13 protein-coding genes are annotated in these 15,449 nt (G+C 62.3%); 5 read left to right on the forward strand and 8 right to left on the reverse strand.

Features of this window, described 5'->3' with window-relative positions; genetic code table 11:
• Positions 1-73: 73 nt before the first annotated feature.
• Together trhA and RYH70_RS20020 are read left to right on the forward strand one after the other, a co-directional pair.
• Positions 74-730 (forward strand): PAQR family membrane homeostasis protein TrhA, encoded by a 657-nt coding sequence (trhA, locus tag RYH70_RS20015; protein ID WP_080531752.1) that lies wholly within the window; start codon positions 74-76, stop codon positions 728-730.
• 165 nt (positions 731-895) lie between these two features.
• The gene (locus RYH70_RS20020) at positions 896-2,926 is read left to right on the forward strand and encodes a TonB-dependent receptor family protein (protein ID WP_022994689.1); all 2,031 of its coding nucleotides are present in this window, start codon (positions 896-898) and stop codon (positions 2,924-2,926) included.
• A gap of 187 nt (positions 2,927-3,113) precedes the next feature.
• Here the strand turns inward: RYH70_RS20020 and RYH70_RS20025 are convergent, their stop codons facing one another.
• Both RYH70_RS20025 and RYH70_RS20030 read right to left on the reverse strand, forming a co-directional pair.
• Complete coding sequence (locus RYH70_RS20025; protein ID WP_026948366.1) at positions 3,114-3,605, reverse strand: glutathione peroxidase; 492 nt, start codon at positions 3,603-3,605, stop codon at positions 3,114-3,116.
• A 53-nt stretch (positions 3,606-3,658) separates the two neighbouring features.
• Entirely contained in the window at positions 3,659-4,333 is a 675-nt protein-coding gene (locus RYH70_RS20030; protein WP_022994687.1) for a type 1 glutamine amidotransferase domain-containing protein, read from the reverse strand.
• A 178-nt stretch (positions 4,334-4,511) separates the two neighbouring features.
• On the opposite strand from RYH70_RS20030, the gene RYH70_RS20035 reads away from it, so the two are divergent.
• From RYH70_RS20035 to RYH70_RS20045, 3 genes are all read left to right on the forward strand, one after another.
• Complete coding sequence (locus RYH70_RS20035; RefSeq protein ID WP_022994686.1) at positions 4,512-5,864, forward strand: deoxyguanosinetriphosphate triphosphohydrolase; 1,353 nt, start codon at positions 4,512-4,514, stop codon at positions 5,862-5,864.
• Positions 5,865-5,979: 115 nt separating this feature from the next.
• The gene (locus RYH70_RS20040) at positions 5,980-6,297 is read left to right on the forward strand and encodes a c-type cytochrome (protein WP_022994685.1); all 318 of its coding nucleotides are present in this window, start codon (positions 5,980-5,982) and stop codon (positions 6,295-6,297) included.
• A 360-nt stretch (positions 6,298-6,657) separates the two neighbouring features.
• Positions 6,658-7,653: an IS110 family RNA-guided transposase gene (locus RYH70_RS20045; protein WP_080530207.1), complete on the forward strand. Its 996-nt coding sequence runs from the start codon at positions 6,658-6,660 to the stop codon at positions 7,651-7,653.
• 101 nt (positions 7,654-7,754) lie between these two features.
• Here the strand turns inward: RYH70_RS20045 and RYH70_RS20050 are convergent, their stop codons facing one another.
• From RYH70_RS20050 to nosR, 6 genes are read right to left on the reverse strand one after another with little or no spacing between them, the layout of a single operon-like run.
• Positions 7,755-8,255: a nitrous oxide reductase accessory protein NosL gene (locus RYH70_RS20050; protein ID WP_317009572.1), complete on the reverse strand. Its 501-nt coding sequence runs from the start codon at positions 8,253-8,255 to the stop codon at positions 7,755-7,757.
• 8 nt (positions 8,256-8,263) lie between these two features.
• On the reverse strand, positions 8,264-9,091 hold the full coding sequence (locus RYH70_RS20055; protein ID WP_022994683.1) for an ABC transporter permease: 828 nt from the start codon (positions 9,089-9,091) through the stop codon (positions 8,264-8,266).
• The gene (locus RYH70_RS20060) at positions 9,088-9,954 is read right to left on the reverse strand and encodes an ABC transporter ATP-binding protein (RefSeq protein WP_317009573.1); all 867 of its coding nucleotides are present in this window, start codon (positions 9,952-9,954) and stop codon (positions 9,088-9,090) included. Before RYH70_RS20060 ends, RYH70_RS20055 begins: the two co-directional genes overlap by 4 nt.
• Positions 9,941-11,242, reverse strand: a complete 1,302-nt coding sequence (locus tag RYH70_RS20065) for a nitrous oxide reductase family maturation protein NosD (protein WP_055100356.1) — start codon at positions 11,240-11,242, stop codon at positions 9,941-9,943. Before RYH70_RS20065 ends, RYH70_RS20060 begins: the two co-directional genes overlap by 14 nt.
• Positions 11,243-11,280: 38 nt before the next feature.
• Positions 11,281-13,188 carry a TAT-dependent nitrous-oxide reductase gene (gene nosZ, locus RYH70_RS20070; protein WP_026948730.1) on the reverse strand — a complete coding sequence of 636 codons (1,908 nt, stop codon included), beginning with the start codon at positions 13,186-13,188 and terminating at the stop codon, positions 11,281-11,283.
• Between the two features lie 38 nt (positions 13,189-13,226).
• Positions 13,227-15,353 carry a transcriptional regulator NosR gene (gene nosR, locus RYH70_RS20075; RefSeq protein ID WP_317009574.1) on the reverse strand — a complete coding sequence of 709 codons (2,127 nt, stop codon included), beginning with the start codon at positions 15,351-15,353 and terminating at the stop codon, positions 13,227-13,229.
• Between the last annotated feature and the right edge of the window lie 96 nt (positions 15,354-15,449).

Raw genomic sequence — 15,449 nt, forward strand, 5'->3', positions numbered from 1 at the left:
TGCCCGGCCTTTACAGTCCGCCGGCAATCATCGCATGATGCGTTTTTCACCCGTTCATGAGATTCCGAACCGCATGACCTCGACAACCGTGGCCGCGACCGCCTATTCCCGGCTGGAAGAGTTTCTCAACAGTCTCACCCACGGTATCGGCGCCGCTCTCAGTATCGTCGGCACGGTGATCCTGGTGGTGGCCGCCAGCCTGCTTGGCGATCCCTGGAAGATTGTCGGCTTCAGCATCTTTGGCGCCAGCCTGATTCTGCTCTATACCGCCAGCACCCTCTATCACGGTGCCCGCCGCCCCGCCCTCAAAGCCTTTTACAAGATGCTCGATCATTGCGCCATCTTCGCGTTGATCGCCGGCACCTACACGCCGTTTCTGCTGGTCAACATGCGCGGCACCGTGGGGTGGGTGCTGTTCGCGGTGATCTGGTCGCTGGCGCTGGCCGGCATCGCCTTGAAGCTGGTGTTCGGCAACCGCTACAAGCTGGCCCGAGTGGCCATCTATCTGGTCATGGGCTGGCTGGTTCTGTTCGCCTCCGGTGAACTGGTGGGCCGGCTCAACGACGTGGGCTTCTGGCTGGTGCTGGCCGGCGGTCTTACCTACACCGGCGGTGTGGTGTTCTATCTGGCGGATCGCCTGCCCTACAACCACGCCATCTGGCATCTGTTCGTGGTCGGCGGCAGCGTTTGCCATTTCCTGGCAGTGTATTACGGCGTTCTGCCCGTCTAAGAGACTGTCTCGAAACAAGTCACTGTGAACACCCGGCCGTTTCAATCCGCGTCACTTTCCCCTCTCCCCACCCCCGATCCATAGGTATTGGGGGATCAGCACGGAAGTTGCATTGACCCGGGACGCCAAAACCGGCTAATTCCATAATTCAAACAAGAGGTGCTCATGCGATATCCGGTTCTGCTGTCCCCCGTGCTACTTTTACCCTGTCTTGGCCAAGGCGCCCAGCCGATTCCCCTAGAGACGGTGACCGTGACCGCGCCCCGTCAGAGCCAGGCGCTGCTGGACACGCCAGCGGCGGTAACAGTGGTGGACAGTCAGGCTCACGGCGAGGGCCGCCCGAACCTGCAACTGGACGAGACCCTCAACCGGGTCCCCGGCCTGTTCTTTCAGAACCGCTATAATTTCGCCCAGAACCTGCGCATCTCCAGCCGCGGCTTCGGCGCTCGCGCGCCCTTCGGCGTGCGCGGCTTGCATCTGCGTGTGGACGGCCTGCCCTATACCCTGCCGGACGGCCAGTCCCAGGTGGACGCCATTGATCTGGACCGGCTGCGGCAGGTGGAAGTGCTGCGCGGCCCGGCCTCTTCCCTGTACGGTAACGCCGCCGGCGGCGTGCTGTTGCTGAACAGCGACGACGGCGGCAGCCAGCCTCCCGGGGCGCACTTGCGTGTGGCCGGCGGCAGCGACGACTACCGCAAGCTCGGCGCCACGCTGTATCAGCGGGACGAGAACAATGACTACGCGTTGGGCGTTTCCGCCCTGTCCTTCGATGGCCAGCGGCAACAAAGCCGGGTGGAGAAATATCAACTCAATGGCAAATGGCGGCACGCTCTCGCCAACGGCGGCCGCATCACCACCTTGCTGGAGGTGCTGGATATTCCCACCGCCGAGGATCCCGGCGGCCTGACCCGGGCCCAGGCGCACCAGGATCGTGATCAGGCCTCCCGCTTCTCCAACCTGCTCGACGCCGGCCAGGTGGTGCGCCAGCAACGGCTGGGCTGGGTCTGGGATCAGCCCACGGAGCATGGCGCCTGGCAGGGCTATCTGCACTACACCCACCGCGATTTCGAACAGCAGTTACCCTTTCCGGGCAGCAGCGAGCTGGGCTATGAGCGGCAATTTTACGGCACCGGCCTGCGCCATGCCGGCCAGGCCGGAAAGCTCAACTACGTGGTCGGTGCCGAAGTGAACCGGCAGGAGGATGATCGTGACCGTTATCAGGTCAGTGCCAGCGGCGCACGCCAGGGCCGCACCGCCGACGAGCAGCAGAACGCCACCGCCGCCGGACTGTTCGCCCAGGCCACCCTGCCACTGAATGAGTACTGGTCCTGGACCTTGGGCGGACGTCTGGACCGGTTGCAGCTGTCCATCGACGACCGCTTTCTGGCGGACGGCGACGACGACGGCCATCGACGTTTCACCGAACGCAGCTACAGCACCGGATTGAACTGGCGGCTCCATCCCCGCCATCAATTGTTCGCCAACATCGGCTCCGCTTTCGAGAGCCCCACCTTCACGGAATTCGCCAATCCCGACGGCGGCGGCTTCAACCCGGACCTGGAACCACAGAAAGCCGTGAATGGCGAGATCGGCGCCCGCGGCGACCTGTCCGGCACCGTGCAGTACGAACTGACCCTGTTCACCGTGCGCACCCGCGACGAGATCGTGCCTTTCGAGCAGGACGGCCGCACCTTTTATGAAAACGCCGGCCGTACCCGGCGGGACGGTGTGGAACTGGGACTGAGCTGGTATCCGGACGATTGGAACCGGATCAGCGCCGCCTGGACCTATGGCAATTACCGGTTCCGCCGTTTCCAGGAAAACGGCGAATCCCTGCGGGACCATCGTCTTCCGGGACTGCCTGAACACCAGCTCTACCTGGAATGGCAACGGGACTATCGCGGCGGCACCTTCACCAGTCTGGAAACCCTGATGATCAGCTCGGTCTACGCGGAGAACGGCAACGATACCCGTGTCGGCGGCTACGCACTGGTCAACGGCCGGGTCGGCCACCGCTGGCGGCTCGCCGGCGGCCACCAACTGACCACCTACCTCGCCGCCCATAACCTGCTGGATCGGGACTACTACGCCAACATCCGCATCAACGCCAACAGCGACCGCCCGCTGGCCAGCCGCGGCTACTTCGAGCCCGGCCCGGGACGGACCTGGGTGGCGGGGATGGAGATAAGACTGTGAGAAGCAGTTAACAGGGAACAGTGAATAGTTAACAGCGAAAGAAAAAAGTCGACCCATGTGTTTTCTGTGGGAGCTTGCCTGCAAGCGAATATTGCTCAACGCCTGACCGAACCCCATTCGCTTGCAGGCAAGCTCCCACAGCGGCTAAAGATTATCTGTTTTCGTTTTTCGGCCTTTCCGCTGTTAACTATTCACTGTTCCCTGTTAACTGCTTTTCGATGTCCGCTGCCAGCGCTTCCGGTTTATCCTTAGGGGCGTAACGGCGGATCACCCGGCCTTCGCGGTCGACCAGGAATTTGGTGAAGTTCCATTTGATGCCTTCGCTGCCGAGCAGGCCGGGGGCTTCTGATTTGAGGTAGCGATAAAGGGGATGAGCATCGCTGCCGTTAACGTCGATTTTGGCGAACATGGGAAAGTCGACGCCGTAGTTCTTCTCACAGAAGGCGCCGATCTCCACTTCATCGCCGGGCTCCTGGTGACCGAACTGGTTACAGGGGAAACCCAGCACCACCAGTCCGCGATCCTTGTAACGTTGGTACAGCGCCTGCAGCCCTTTGTATTGAGGAGTGAAGCCGCATTTGCTGGCGGTGTTGACGATCAAAAGCACCTTGCCTTTGAAATCGGCCAGGGACCGCTCCTCGCCGTCCAGAGTGACGGCGTTATAGTCGTAGATACCCACTTGTATTACTCCTTGGTTCCCCGGCCGACGCGGCGGGCGAGCCGCCACCCGGCTTACCGGGACAATAATCGTTTCAGGACGGCCTCGGCCACCACCGTGCTGGATTGCGGGTTCTGACCGGTGATCAGATTACCGTCCTCCACCACTCGCGGCGTGAACATGTCACCGTTGCTGATTTCCGCGCCCAGCTCGCGCAGCCGGTTCTCCAGCAGGAAGGGCATGACGTCGTCGAGCCCGACTTCGTGTTCTTCCTCGTTGCTGAAGCAGCTTACCACGCGGCCAGCCACCAACGGCTTGCCGGCGCCGTCGCGGGCGCCCACCAGCGCCGCCGGGCCATGGCACACGGCGCTGATCAGCCCGCCCTGTTCCCAGGTACGGTTAAGCACCCGCGCCACCATGGGATGATCCGGCATATCGAACATGGCGCCATGGCCGCCGGGCACGAAGACGCCGGCGAAGCCGTCTTCCCAAATGTCCTCCAAGGCCCGGGTGTCCTGCAACGCGGTGATCGCATCCTGCCAGGCGTCCTTCTCGGCGTCATCCGGCACCGAGCGCGGATCCACCGGCACCTTGCCGCCGAGCGGACTGGCCACTTGCAGCGGGATACCGGCATCACGGAACAGACCGTAGGGCACGGCGAACTCCTCAAGCCACAGGCCGGTTTGTTGCCCTTGTCCCATTTGACCGGCACTGGTCACCAACATCAGTAGGGGTTTGTCCAGATTCATCACTGCTCCTTACTCTGACGACCCAAAGGATTCATGACTTGAACCCGCCGCCGGGGCGAAAAGGGGCTTGACCCCGGCACCGGGTCCACCAAGATGACATCAACGGTATCGGTGGCCCGCCTCACCGATGTAAACGCAGTTGGGGAGCCCGGCTCCTCCTTTCAATGGCATCCAAACCATGCATTGGGAACACCTGCTCAACAAGGAGCGCCTGGGACACCGCGGCGCCAAGGATGAAACCGGGCGCACCGCCTTTCTGCGCGACCACGACAAGATCATCTTTTCCGGCGCCTTCCGGCGCCTGGCCCGCAAAACCCAGGTGCACCCGTTGGCCACCAACGACCACGTGCACAACCGCCTCACCCATTCCCTGGAGGTGTCATGCGTGGGCCGGACCTTGGGCATCCAGGTGGGTGAGCGCTTGGAACGCCTGAAGCTGTTGCCGGCGGGCACCAACGCCACCGACCTCGGAGACATTGTGCAATCCGCGTGCCTGGCCCATGACATCGGCAACCCGCCGTTCGGCCATACCGGCGAGCGGGCCATCCGAGCCTGGTTCCAGGAGCGGGGCCAGCGTTATCTGGAACTGCTCAGCCCCGCCCAACAATCCGATCTGATTTACTTCGAAGGCAATGCCCAGGGTTTCCGCATTCTCACCAAAAGCGAGTACCACCAATACCAGGATGGCATGCGTCTAACCTACGCCACTCTGGCCACCTTTCTCAAATATCCCTGGTTATCCGCCCAGGCCGGTGAAAGCGGCATCAAACCGGGCAAGTACAGCGCCTTTGTCTCCGAGACCGGGGCGTTCCGGGAAGTCTGCCAGGCCACCGGACTGCGCCCCCTGGACGCGGACCGCTATTGCCGCCATCCCCTGGCCTACCTGATGGAGGCAGCGGACGATTTCTGCTACGCCATCATCGATCTGGAGGACGGTCTGGAGATGGATCTGCTGCACTGGGACGAGGTCTATGCCTTGCTGCAACCGGCACTGCCGGACACCGCCGAAGTACGCAGCCTGGTGCACTCCGGACTGCGCGATGGCCGTAAGGCGGCGCTGCTGCGGGGCAAGATCATTGAACGCTTTATCGAGGCCGGCGTCGAGGCCTTCATCGCCAATCACCAGCGCTTGCTGGAAGGCCGCATGGACGGGGATCTGCTGCACCATTGTGAGCCGGTGGTACACGATGTGGTGGAGAACGCCAAACAACTGGCTCGCGGCAAGGTGTTCGAGCATCCACGCAAAATTGAACTGGAAATCGGTGCCTTCGAGGTAATGGGCGCCCTGCTCGACGGCCTGATCGACGCGGCGTTGTCCCACGCCCGTGGCACCGCGCGCAACTACCGCCACGAGCGCATCATCGATCTGATCGGCCGCCACAGTTTTCCCGACGATCTGCCGGCCCTGCCGGAGCAGGAGCGCATTTATCAGTGCATCATGCGGGCGCTGGATTTCCTCTCCGGGATGACCGACAACTACGCCACTTATCTGGCCAAGCAGTTCTCGGGGATGGCGGAAACCCGCTACTGAGCGGCCCCTCGATAGGGCTCCACCGGAAGCGGCATGATCCAGATCAAGGCCGCTTCCGTGACCGGCCCTACAATCGACTCCGATCCCTATTGGCAGTCCCGCGACGGAGTCCCCGATGAAAGTAATCGCCTTTTCCCTGGCCGCCCTGGCGGCCGCTTCCCTGAGTCCTGGTCTGGCCCTGGCGGCGGACGCCGAGACACTCTATCAAGCCAAGGCCTGCGTGGCCTGCCACAAGATCGACGGCCCCATGGTCGGCCCGTCCTATCAGGATGTGGCGAAGAAATACGCCGGTCAGGACGGCGCCGCCGCCACTTTGGCAAAACACATCCAGGAAGGCAGCCAGGGTGTTTGGGGCGCCATCCCCATGCCTCCGAACGCGGTGACCGACGAGGAAGCCAAAACCCTGGCCGAGTGGATTCTGCAGCAGAAATAAAACCACCGCCGGTCTCCCACACGCCAAATATAACTTCAGAGCTGGCTACAAGGCCGCTGTGAGCTTGCCTGCAAGCGAATTGCGCTGCGTCCCAAGAATTCGCTTGCAGGCAAGCTCCTTGTATGTTGCCCCGGAAGATATTGATAGGGTTTAACACGGTTACCGGGGAGGCCGTTCGCTCCTGGAAGCAGCGTGGTCTGACTTCGTCTGTAGAGCGGCTCCCCGCCTCATTGCTCACTCCGAAGGGTATCCCGAAGCCCACCAAGGGACTTCGTATCCACAAGGTCGGTAGTGGCAAGCAGTGCGAGGTCGGGGAACCGGTGCCCATTGTCTCTAATCAATGACCTGGGGTGAAGTGACGTGTCAGTTAATGTGGGCTTGGATATCAGTGCTTACAGCGTGGATGCCGTGATTCGGCAAGGCGACAAGGCCTCTCAGCCCAAGCAGTACAAACAGACCGTGGAGGGGCACGCGGCTCTGATCTCACAGCTGAAGAAGGCCAAGCCGGCCCTGATCGTGATGGAAGCCACGGGCATCTATTATTTCGATCTGGCGGTGGCACTGGCCGACGCGGGCCTGCCGGTCGCGGTGATCAACCCCAAGAGTTTCCGCCATTTCGCTGAGTTGAAGCTGCAGACCAGTAAATCCGACGGCATCGATGCGGATCTGTTGGCCGAATACGGCCAGCGTATGGCCCCGGCGCTGTGGACGCCGCCCGATCAGCAGCACCAGGCGCTGAGAAGCTTGGGACGACAGATCAACCGGCTGGTGGGCAGCCGGGCTCAGGCTAAGAACCGGTTGCATGCTCTGAAGGCCACCCGCTCCACTCCGGCTCTGCTGATCGAGGATGAGCAGGACGGCATCGCCACTCTGGAGAGCCGTATTGAGCGGCTTCGCCAGGCCGCCCTGGAGCTGATGGCCGAGGCTCCCGTACTGCAGCGTCAGTATGAGCATCTGTTGGCGGCCAAGGGTGTTGGAGAGGCGACAGCCTTGTCGGTCCTGGCGGAGTTGTGCGTGCTGCCACGGGATCTGAAGTCCAGTCAGGTCAGTCGGCATGCGGGGTTGGATGTGCGTCAGCACCAGTCTGGAACCAGTGTGAACCGGCCTGGACGCATCAGTAAGGCGGGCAATGTTTACCTACGCTCCGCCTTGTATATGCCGGCGCTATCGGCGGTGCGCTATGATCCCAACGCCAAGGCGTTCTATGAGGCTCTGGTGGCGCGGGGCAAGAAGAAGATCCAGGCTCTGGTAGCGGTGATGCGTAAATACCTCACCGGCCTGTGGGCCTGTTTGAAGACCGATACCCCATTCGATTCATCGCGTTTATTTCAGCCTCAAGGGCTTCAAAACGCTTGATATCGAACAGGGTATCTACAGTGACTTCGTAGTGCGGTCTGTGGGAAGCTGCCCGGGCGGCGCTCCGCTCGGCAGCGAATCGGCGTGTGGGCGTGCCCCGATCAATGATGCCCGGCCATGGGCGCCGACGGGCGCCATAGCGAGGGTTTCAGCTCCTCGAAGCGGTACACCCGGCCACCGTGCCGTCCGGCCCAATCCTCGGCCGCCGCTTCCCCGGCGAAGGACGCCACGGTCACGCCCATCGCTCCCGGCAAATCGCCGCCAATCACGTACCAGGCCTTACGCGCGTCGATCAAATGATCATCATCCGGCCGATTCCAGTCTCCGCGCGCCATGTCGTGGACATAGAGACGGTTTTCTCCCACCTGGTTCTCCGGCTGACTCCACCAGCCCAGCATCTCCGCCACCGAGCAGAAGCGGCGCACCCGCCGCGGCGACACCGCTTCCCCCTTGGGGCCCGGAAAATCGGCGATGATCATGCCGCAGACATGGCATTCGTCATCGGCATGGAACGGCGCGGGATCCAGGGCCGCCGGCGACGGTTCCTCACAGCCCGACAGCATCATCAGTATCAGCAGAGTAAGGATTCCGCGTTTTCCCATGGCGCACCTCATATACGACGACGGAAAAGAACCAGCGCCAGCGTCAGCGGCACCAGCATCCACAACCCCAAGGCTCCCCAAAGCCCCCAGACCGGCACCGGCAGTTCCCGGCCCAGGGCCAGCACACCGGTCATTTCCGCGCCGGCGTCGAATCCGCTCAGGTTGATCAGCCGGTACAGATCCGTGGGGCTGCACAGCAGCACCCAGGGCAGAGACTCCGGACTGAAACGCCCCTCGCTGAGCACCAGCAACGCCAGCAGCAGCCAGTCGAACACCAGCACAAAGAAGAACCATACGGCCAGGGCCAGTCCGGCGGCGGTGGATTTTTCCCGCACCCGGCAACTGAGCACATAGGCCATGGCCAGGAACACCCAGCCAAGCATCATCGACGACACCGCGAAACGCGCGAACGCGCCCACCAGCAACGCCGCTGGCACGTCTTCCGCCCCGACCAGAATGACCAACAGGGCGGCGCCGAATCCGGCCACCGTGGCCAGGGCCAGAATCAGGCCGTGTCCGAAGAATTTGCCCAGCAGCAGCTGCTCCCGCCTCAGCGGATAGGACAACAGCAACAGCAAAGTGCCGGCCTCATCCTCACCGACGATGGCGTCATAAGCCAGCATCAGCGCGATCAGGGGAATCAGCAGGGTGGCCAGGGTGGAAAGGCTGGCCATGGTGGCCGGCACATTGGTGAAACCCACCGTGCCGGAGGCGGCGGCGCCAAACCAGGCGATGCCCACGGCGAGAACGGCGAACAAAACACTGATGGCCAGCAGCCAGCGGTTGCGCAGAGCATCCCGCAGTTCCTTGATGGCAATGGACCATGGCACGGTCACACTCGCTCCCTCCGCCCGGCGGTGTTCTGAAAATGGCGATAAAGATCCTCCAGGGACGGCGCCCGCACTTCCACGTCCACGGTTTCCGGCTGGTTTGAAAGAGCGCGCAACCAGGCCATTTTTTCCTTCGCTACCACGGTGCGTTCGCATCGGAGGGTACGCCCCAGCGGATCCACCTGCAGGCTGGTCAAACGCCAGCGCACTCCCGCTTCCCGTTGCAGCTCCGGCAGGCTGCCCAGCGCCCTGAGCCGGCCCTGGCACAAGATGGCGGCGCGATCGATATAGCTCTCCACCCCGGCCAGCACGTGGGAGCACAGCACCACCGCCGTGCCCCGGCGGCGCAGATCGTCGATCAGCGCATACAGGTCCGCGGTGGCGATGGGATCCAGCCCCACCGTGGGTTCATCCAGCAGCAAAAGGCGGGGTTCACCGAGCAGCGCCTGGGCCAGCCCCAGGCGCTGACGCATCCCCTTGGAGTAGGTGCGGACCCGGCGATCCGCGGCGTCCGTCAGGCCCACCTGATCGAGCAGCGCCGCGATGCCAGACACCGGCACGCCCTTCAAACGGGCGAAATAGGCCAGGGTCTCCCGGCCACTGAGTTGCGGATAGAAACTGACGTTCTCGGGCAGATACCCGAGTTCGCGGCGGGCCCGTGCTTCCCCCGCCGGCACGCCCAGCACCCGCACCTCACCGGCATCCGGCCGCAATACGCCGAGAATCAGTTTCATGGTGGTGGTCTTGCCAGCGCCGTTATGCCCGAACAGGCCCAACACCTCCCCTGCCCCCACCGTCAGGCTCAAATCGTGCAGCACCGTGGTGCGGCCATAACCGTGCCGTACCGAATGCATCTCAATCGCTGTCATGACAGATCTCCACGGCGGTCTCACCCACCGTCATCAAGGGGTGGCTGTCGCGCACGCCCGGTGAGCGCGTTACCGGGAACGCACTCTGCGCCCAGCGCAACAGGCTCACGGACGGGCTACTCATCAACAGCCGGGCCTGGGGGTACAACCACAGCAGCCGATCGAGATCGTCGTTGGGCTGATACGGCACGTCGCCGATGCCGTCACCGTCGCGGTCCCAACCCAGGTAGTCACTCCAGTAGTTGCCTCTACCCTGTCGCGACCATTCCTGGGTGCGGGTGGCCACGTACTTCACCTGTTGTTGATTGCCGATAAAACGGTTTCCGCTGAGCTGGTTGTCCTCGGAACCGGCGGTCAGATGGATGCCCAGGGTGCTTTGTTCAAAACGGTTATCGGTGATGTCGTTGTACAGTGAGTTGTAAACGAACAACGCTTTGCCCTCGGCACCGCTGATCATGGCGTCGCCGGTGGCCCCACGGCGCACACCATGAATCCGGTTGCCGCGCAGGGTGGAATAGGTGATGTAGTTCATCAGAATGCCGTAGTTCTGATCCTCCTCGGAGCAGTTGCCCTCCACCCACAGGGCACGGCTTTGCATCAAGGCATAGCCGGTGCGGGTGCGCCGGGTGATGTTGCCAACCACTTTGTTGTCATGGGAAAACATGTAATGAATGCCGTAGCGCAGGTCCTCCAGCACATTGCCTTCCAGCCGGTTGCCGTTGGAGGTGTCGATGTAGATGCCATCGCGGGTTTCGCGCACCTGGTTGCCGGTCACCCGGGCCCCGGTTACGGCGTACAAATGAATGCCGTTGCCGCGATCCTGGGAACGCAGCGACGTGTCTCCGCGGATACGATTACCGCTGATCGTGACCTCGGCGGTACCGTCCACCCAGACCCCGAAGCCAGGCCCGCTGAGGTGGTTGTTCCGCAACGTGACGCCATCAGCGCCCTTTTCGATGAATACCCCTGAGTCCATGGCGGTCAGATCCTTGCCCCAGTGACGCAATGTGCAGCCACGGACCTGGACATTGGCGGCGGCGATGGTCAAACCGTTACCCAGGCCTTCCGCGTCCAGCACCGCGCCGGGCTCGCAAATCACCTCGGCGCCCTCCCGGTCAATGCGAAAACGCCCCCGGTGAATCCCCGCCGGCACACGCCAGCGGTTCTCCTCCGGGGCCGCCGTCGCCACGGCGATAAGGTCGCGGGATGGCATCCCGGCCTGGGCCGCCATGCCGGACGCGCCCCACAGCGCCAGGCAAAACAACCCGGTTCGGCTCAGCGCCCCCATCACCACACCCGCACCGTCGTGCTCCCTTCCCCTTCCAATCAGGCTTTCTCCACCAGCATGCGGCCGACCATCTCCATGTGCAGGGCATGGCAGAACCAGCTGCAGTAATACCAGTGCACGCCGGGTTTATCGGCGGTGAAGGTGATGGAAGAGGTTTGCTGCGGACTGATTTCCATGCTGACGCCGTGATTGGTGAGCACGAAGCCGTGAGACACGTCCTCGATACGGTCGATGTTGGTGATGGTCACCGTGACTTCATCACCCTGCTTGACCTTGAACTCGGTCAACCCGTAGGCCGGTGCCATGGAGGTCATATAGACCCGCACCTTGTTGCCATCACGGATCACTTTATTGTCCTGCTCCAGGGTGATGCCGTCTTTTTTGGCCCGGGCCACAGTGGTGGCGAAAAACGGATCGTTCCGCTCCCAGATTTTTTTTGTCTTGATCTGATCCCGGCGCACCAGGATGCAATCGTGGGGCTCGGCGAAGGTGGGGCCGTCGTGCACCAGTTTCATTTCCTCGCCGGAAATGTCGATCAACTGATCGTTCTCCGGGTGCAACGGGCCGGTGGGCAGGAAACGGTCCTTGGAGAACTTGCTCAGCACCACCAGCCACTTGCCATCCGCGTCGCGGCTTTCGGTCAGCGAAGCGTGATTGTGTCCCGGCTGATAGTGCACATCCAGCTTCTGTTTGATGTAGTTGGTTTTTTCCCCTTTGTAGGCGCGGATCGCCTCATCGATGTTCCACTTCGCCACCTGGCTGTCGATAAACAGAGTGGTATAGGCATTGCCACGGCCATCGAAGGTGGTATGCAGCGGCCCCAGCCCCAATTCCGGTTCGCCCACCACCACGTCCCTGGGCGCCTTGAGCTTGCCGCCGAACAGCTCATCCAGCCGCGCGATCTCAATGATGGTGCAGGTGGGTGAGAGCTTGCCATTGGCGATGAAGTACTTGCCGTCCGGCGACGTGTTCAGGCCGTGCGGGTTCTTCGGCACCGGAATGTAGCGGGTCAGATCCGACCCGTGCCGGCCATCCACCACCGGCACCTTGCTGTCACCCAGGGTAGTGAACTTGCCGGCTTTGATCGCCGCCTCGATGCGCGGGATATTGAACACCACCACCCAGTCGCGCTCATTGCGCATCATGCCGCCCAGGTCCGTGGCTTTCTCAGAGTTGTAACAGGTGGACGCGGCGTACTTGCCGGTATAGTCGGCGTCGGTGTTGTCCAGGTTACCGTCGACGATAACCTGGAACGCCATCTCCATCCGCTCGGCGTCGATGGCGTTGAACATCGTGTAGCTGCCATCGCCCTGGATATCGAAGGACGAACCGTCATTGGGATGCGGAATAATGAATTCGGCGTTGGCGAATACGTACTTGGTGCGCGGGACTTTCTGCAGGCGCAAACCATGGATCGCCTGCACATTGGGCACCGTCAGTATGCGGTCGCATTTCATGATATCCAGACGCACCCGGGCCACCCGGCTATTGGCCTTGTCATTGATGAACAGGTACTTGCCGTCATAACGGCCATCCGTCATGGACACGTGCGGGTGGTGGCTGTCGCCGTTGAGGTAACGAGCGCTGTCGCCAAGCACCTGTTTGCTTTCGTCGGTCAGCCCCCAGCCGGTGGCGGAGTCCACGTTGAACACCGGGATCCGCAACAGTTCACGCATGGAGGGCACACCCAGTACCCGCACCTCGCCGGAGTGGCCGCCACTCCAGAAGCCGTAATATTCATCCAGCTCACCCGGCCCCACATGGGCCTTGGCCATGGCTTCCTTTACCGAGGAGGCCCAGGTTTCCCGCGTCATCGCCACGCCACCCAGCGTCGCGGCACCGGCCAGGGCCGCGCCCCCCAGGGTGCCGGCACCGAGGAATCCGCGCCGGGTCAGCCCCTCGCCCCGGGCGTTCCCGTTGTCGTCATTGAACCGATCGTGTGTCATTGTCGTTTCTCCGTTGTCTGTGGCCGCTGTAACGGCCTTCAACCTTCTTCCAGTTGCAAGGCGGGAATACGCTCCGCCTCGGGGACGCTCCGCTTTCCTTTGCCGGCCCGTTTTTTCTTCAGGATCAGCGGCGGGCATTTGTCTTCGTTGTGATAGGTCATCTGGCAATCCAGGCAGTAGTGGCACTCGTTGACGTTGATACGCCCGTCCGGGTGAATGGCCTGGATTTCGCATTCCTTGGCGCACAATTGGCAGGGGCTGCCGCATTCCTTGCGCCGCTTGAGCCAGTCGAACAATCTGAGTTTGCTGGGCACCGCCAAAGCCGCGCCCAGCGGACACAGGTAGCGGCAGTAAACCTTGCGGGTGAACAGGTTCATGACCAGCAAGGCCAGCGCGTACAGAACGAACCACCACTGGCGGTCAAAATGCAGCGTGAAGGCGGTTTTGAACGGTTCGATTTCAGCGAACCGCTCCGCCGTGGCCATGGAATCCAGAGAGATACCGAACAGAGCCAGCAGGATCAGATACTTCACCGCCCACAGACGCTCGTGCAGAGCGAATGGCAATTCATACTGGGGAACGCGGAGTTTGCGCGCGGCTTCATTGAGCAACTCCTGGAGCGCGCCGAAAGGGCACAGCCATCCACAGAACACACCCCGGCCCCACAACAGCACGCTGGCCGCGGTGAAAGTCCACAATACGAAGATCACCGGATCGCTGAGGAACAATCCCCAATGGAAATCGTCCATTACCGCGTGGGCGAAGGTCAGCACGTTGACCACGGACAACTGGCCCAGGGCGTACCAGCCGATGAAGACCACGGTGAACAGCAGGTAGGCCCGCCGCAGCCAATGCAACTGGCGCGGGTGCCGGGCCAGGCGGTCCTGCAGAAACAGAATCACCAGCAACAGTGCCAAAGCGACGCCGATGACCACCACCTGAAACTGCTTCTGGTACCAGATCCGCACCCATACCGGTTTCTCCTCGGGCGCCGCCACGGGTTCCGGCCGTTGCAGATAGGTTTCCGGCGTGGCGTAGGGCAATTCGAAGCTGGTGAAGATGCCGCTGACCGGCCCGGTCTGCCGGCGCACCAGCAATTCCAGGGTCCAGGGACTGCCGGGGTCGAAACGGTGCTCCGGGCGGACGATAAAGATCGCCATTTCCGAAAACCCCGGCATGCCGGCGGCATAAACATCGGATAACCGCTGGTAGTCCAGGTCCCGGAAACTGATGATGGTGCCGTTCTGACGCAGCTGGACCCGGTCGAAGATACCGCCGCGCACATAGCCGGAGCCCTTGAACGAATAGCGCCCGTTGGCCAGCACCGCGATGGCGTATTCGCCCTCCCCCAATTCCCCCATCAAGGTCTCGTAGCCCGCTTTGCCCAGCAGGCTGATGCCCACTTCCGGCGGGTTCAGCAAGCCGGTATACAGATCGATGAAGACGCCGCCGCGCTGATCAGGGGCAGTCTGCTCCACTCCTTCCGCCTCGGTGCCGCGAAAGGCCTCATCCACCTGCCCGCGGGTCAGATGCAGCCGGCGCAGTGCCCCCTTGCCGGCCAGTTCCTCCCAGCCCACGGCGGTTCCACGGCCACCACGGATACGCGCCGCGCGGCGCCGGCCCGATGGCGCTTCGATCAATCCCAGCGACACCGCTACTTTGCGCGCCGCGCCCATGATGGTTTCATTGACCACCATGACGGTGACTGTCGCGCCGCTTACCGCATCGACGGTCACCGTCTCGGGGTCGCGGGAACGTCCCACCACGACCCGCTGATCGGCGTCGACGCCGGCATAGTGGGCACTGAAATCATGGAGCTTCTGTTCGGGAATCCCGACCAGCAGGATAGGTTCGTGATGCTCCACCACGTAGGCGTCGAGAATGACACCCTGAGGATCCATCACGATTTGCACGTTGATGGGTTTGCCGGAATAGGCGGGGATGTTGACCACATCCTGGCTGTAAAACAGATAGCCGAGAAGATCGCCGTTGCGGGACAAAGTGCGGACCCGGAAGTCCCCTTCCGGCTCGGACCAGTCCGCTCCGGGAAACAACGCTTCCACACGCTGCCGATCCAGGTCCGCCAGGGCGGGCGAACACAGCCAGGTGCCGACCACACACAGTAAGGTCAGCCATCCCCCCTTCCAGCGGGAAAACAACGACATTGCACGCCCCATAACATGTATTTGTGGAGCATGTTACAAGCCGTACCGCCAGTCTGGCTGACATACATCAACGAGGCGAAGGAAAATCAGGATGCC

The organism is Alloalcanivorax xenomutans (genome assembly GCF_032810065.1).
Classification (GTDB): Bacteria; Pseudomonadota; Gammaproteobacteria; order Pseudomonadales; family Alcanivoracaceae; genus Alloalcanivorax; species Alloalcanivorax xenomutans.

Excerpts from the sequence above, each read along its gene's own strand:
- trhA (WP_080531752.1), top strand. The coding sequence starts at position 74 with ATGACCTCGACAACCGTGGCCGCGACCGCCTATTCCCGGCTGGAAGAG.
- RYH70_RS20020 (WP_022994689.1), top strand. The coding sequence starts at position 896 with ATGCGATATCCGGTTCTGCTGTCCCCCGTGCTACTTTTACCCTGTCTT.
- RYH70_RS20030 (WP_022994687.1), bottom strand. The coding sequence starts at position 4,333 with ATGAATCTGGACAAACCCCTACTGATGTTGGTGACCAGTGCCGGTCAA.
- RYH70_RS20035 (WP_022994686.1), top strand. The coding sequence starts at position 4,512 with ATGCATTGGGAACACCTGCTCAACAAGGAGCGCCTGGGACACCGCGGC.
- RYH70_RS20040 (WP_022994685.1), top strand. The coding sequence starts at position 5,980 with ATGAAAGTAATCGCCTTTTCCCTGGCCGCCCTGGCGGCCGCTTCCCTG.
- RYH70_RS20050 (WP_317009572.1), bottom strand. The coding sequence starts at position 8,255 with ATGGGAAAACGCGGAATCCTTACTCTGCTGATACTGATGATGCTGTCG.
- RYH70_RS20060 (WP_317009573.1), bottom strand. The coding sequence starts at position 9,954 with ATGACAGCGATTGAGATGCATTCGGTACGGCACGGTTATGGCCGCACC.
- RYH70_RS20065 (WP_055100356.1), bottom strand. The coding sequence starts at position 11,242 with ATGGGGGCGCTGAGCCGAACCGGGTTGTTTTGCCTGGCGCTGTGGGGC.
- nosZ (WP_026948730.1), bottom strand. The coding sequence starts at position 13,188 with ATGACACACGATCGGTTCAATGACGACAACGGGAACGCCCGGGGCGAG.
- nosR (WP_317009574.1), bottom strand. The coding sequence starts at position 15,353 with ATGTCGTTGTTTTCCCGCTGGAAGGGGGGATGGCTGACCTTACTGTGT.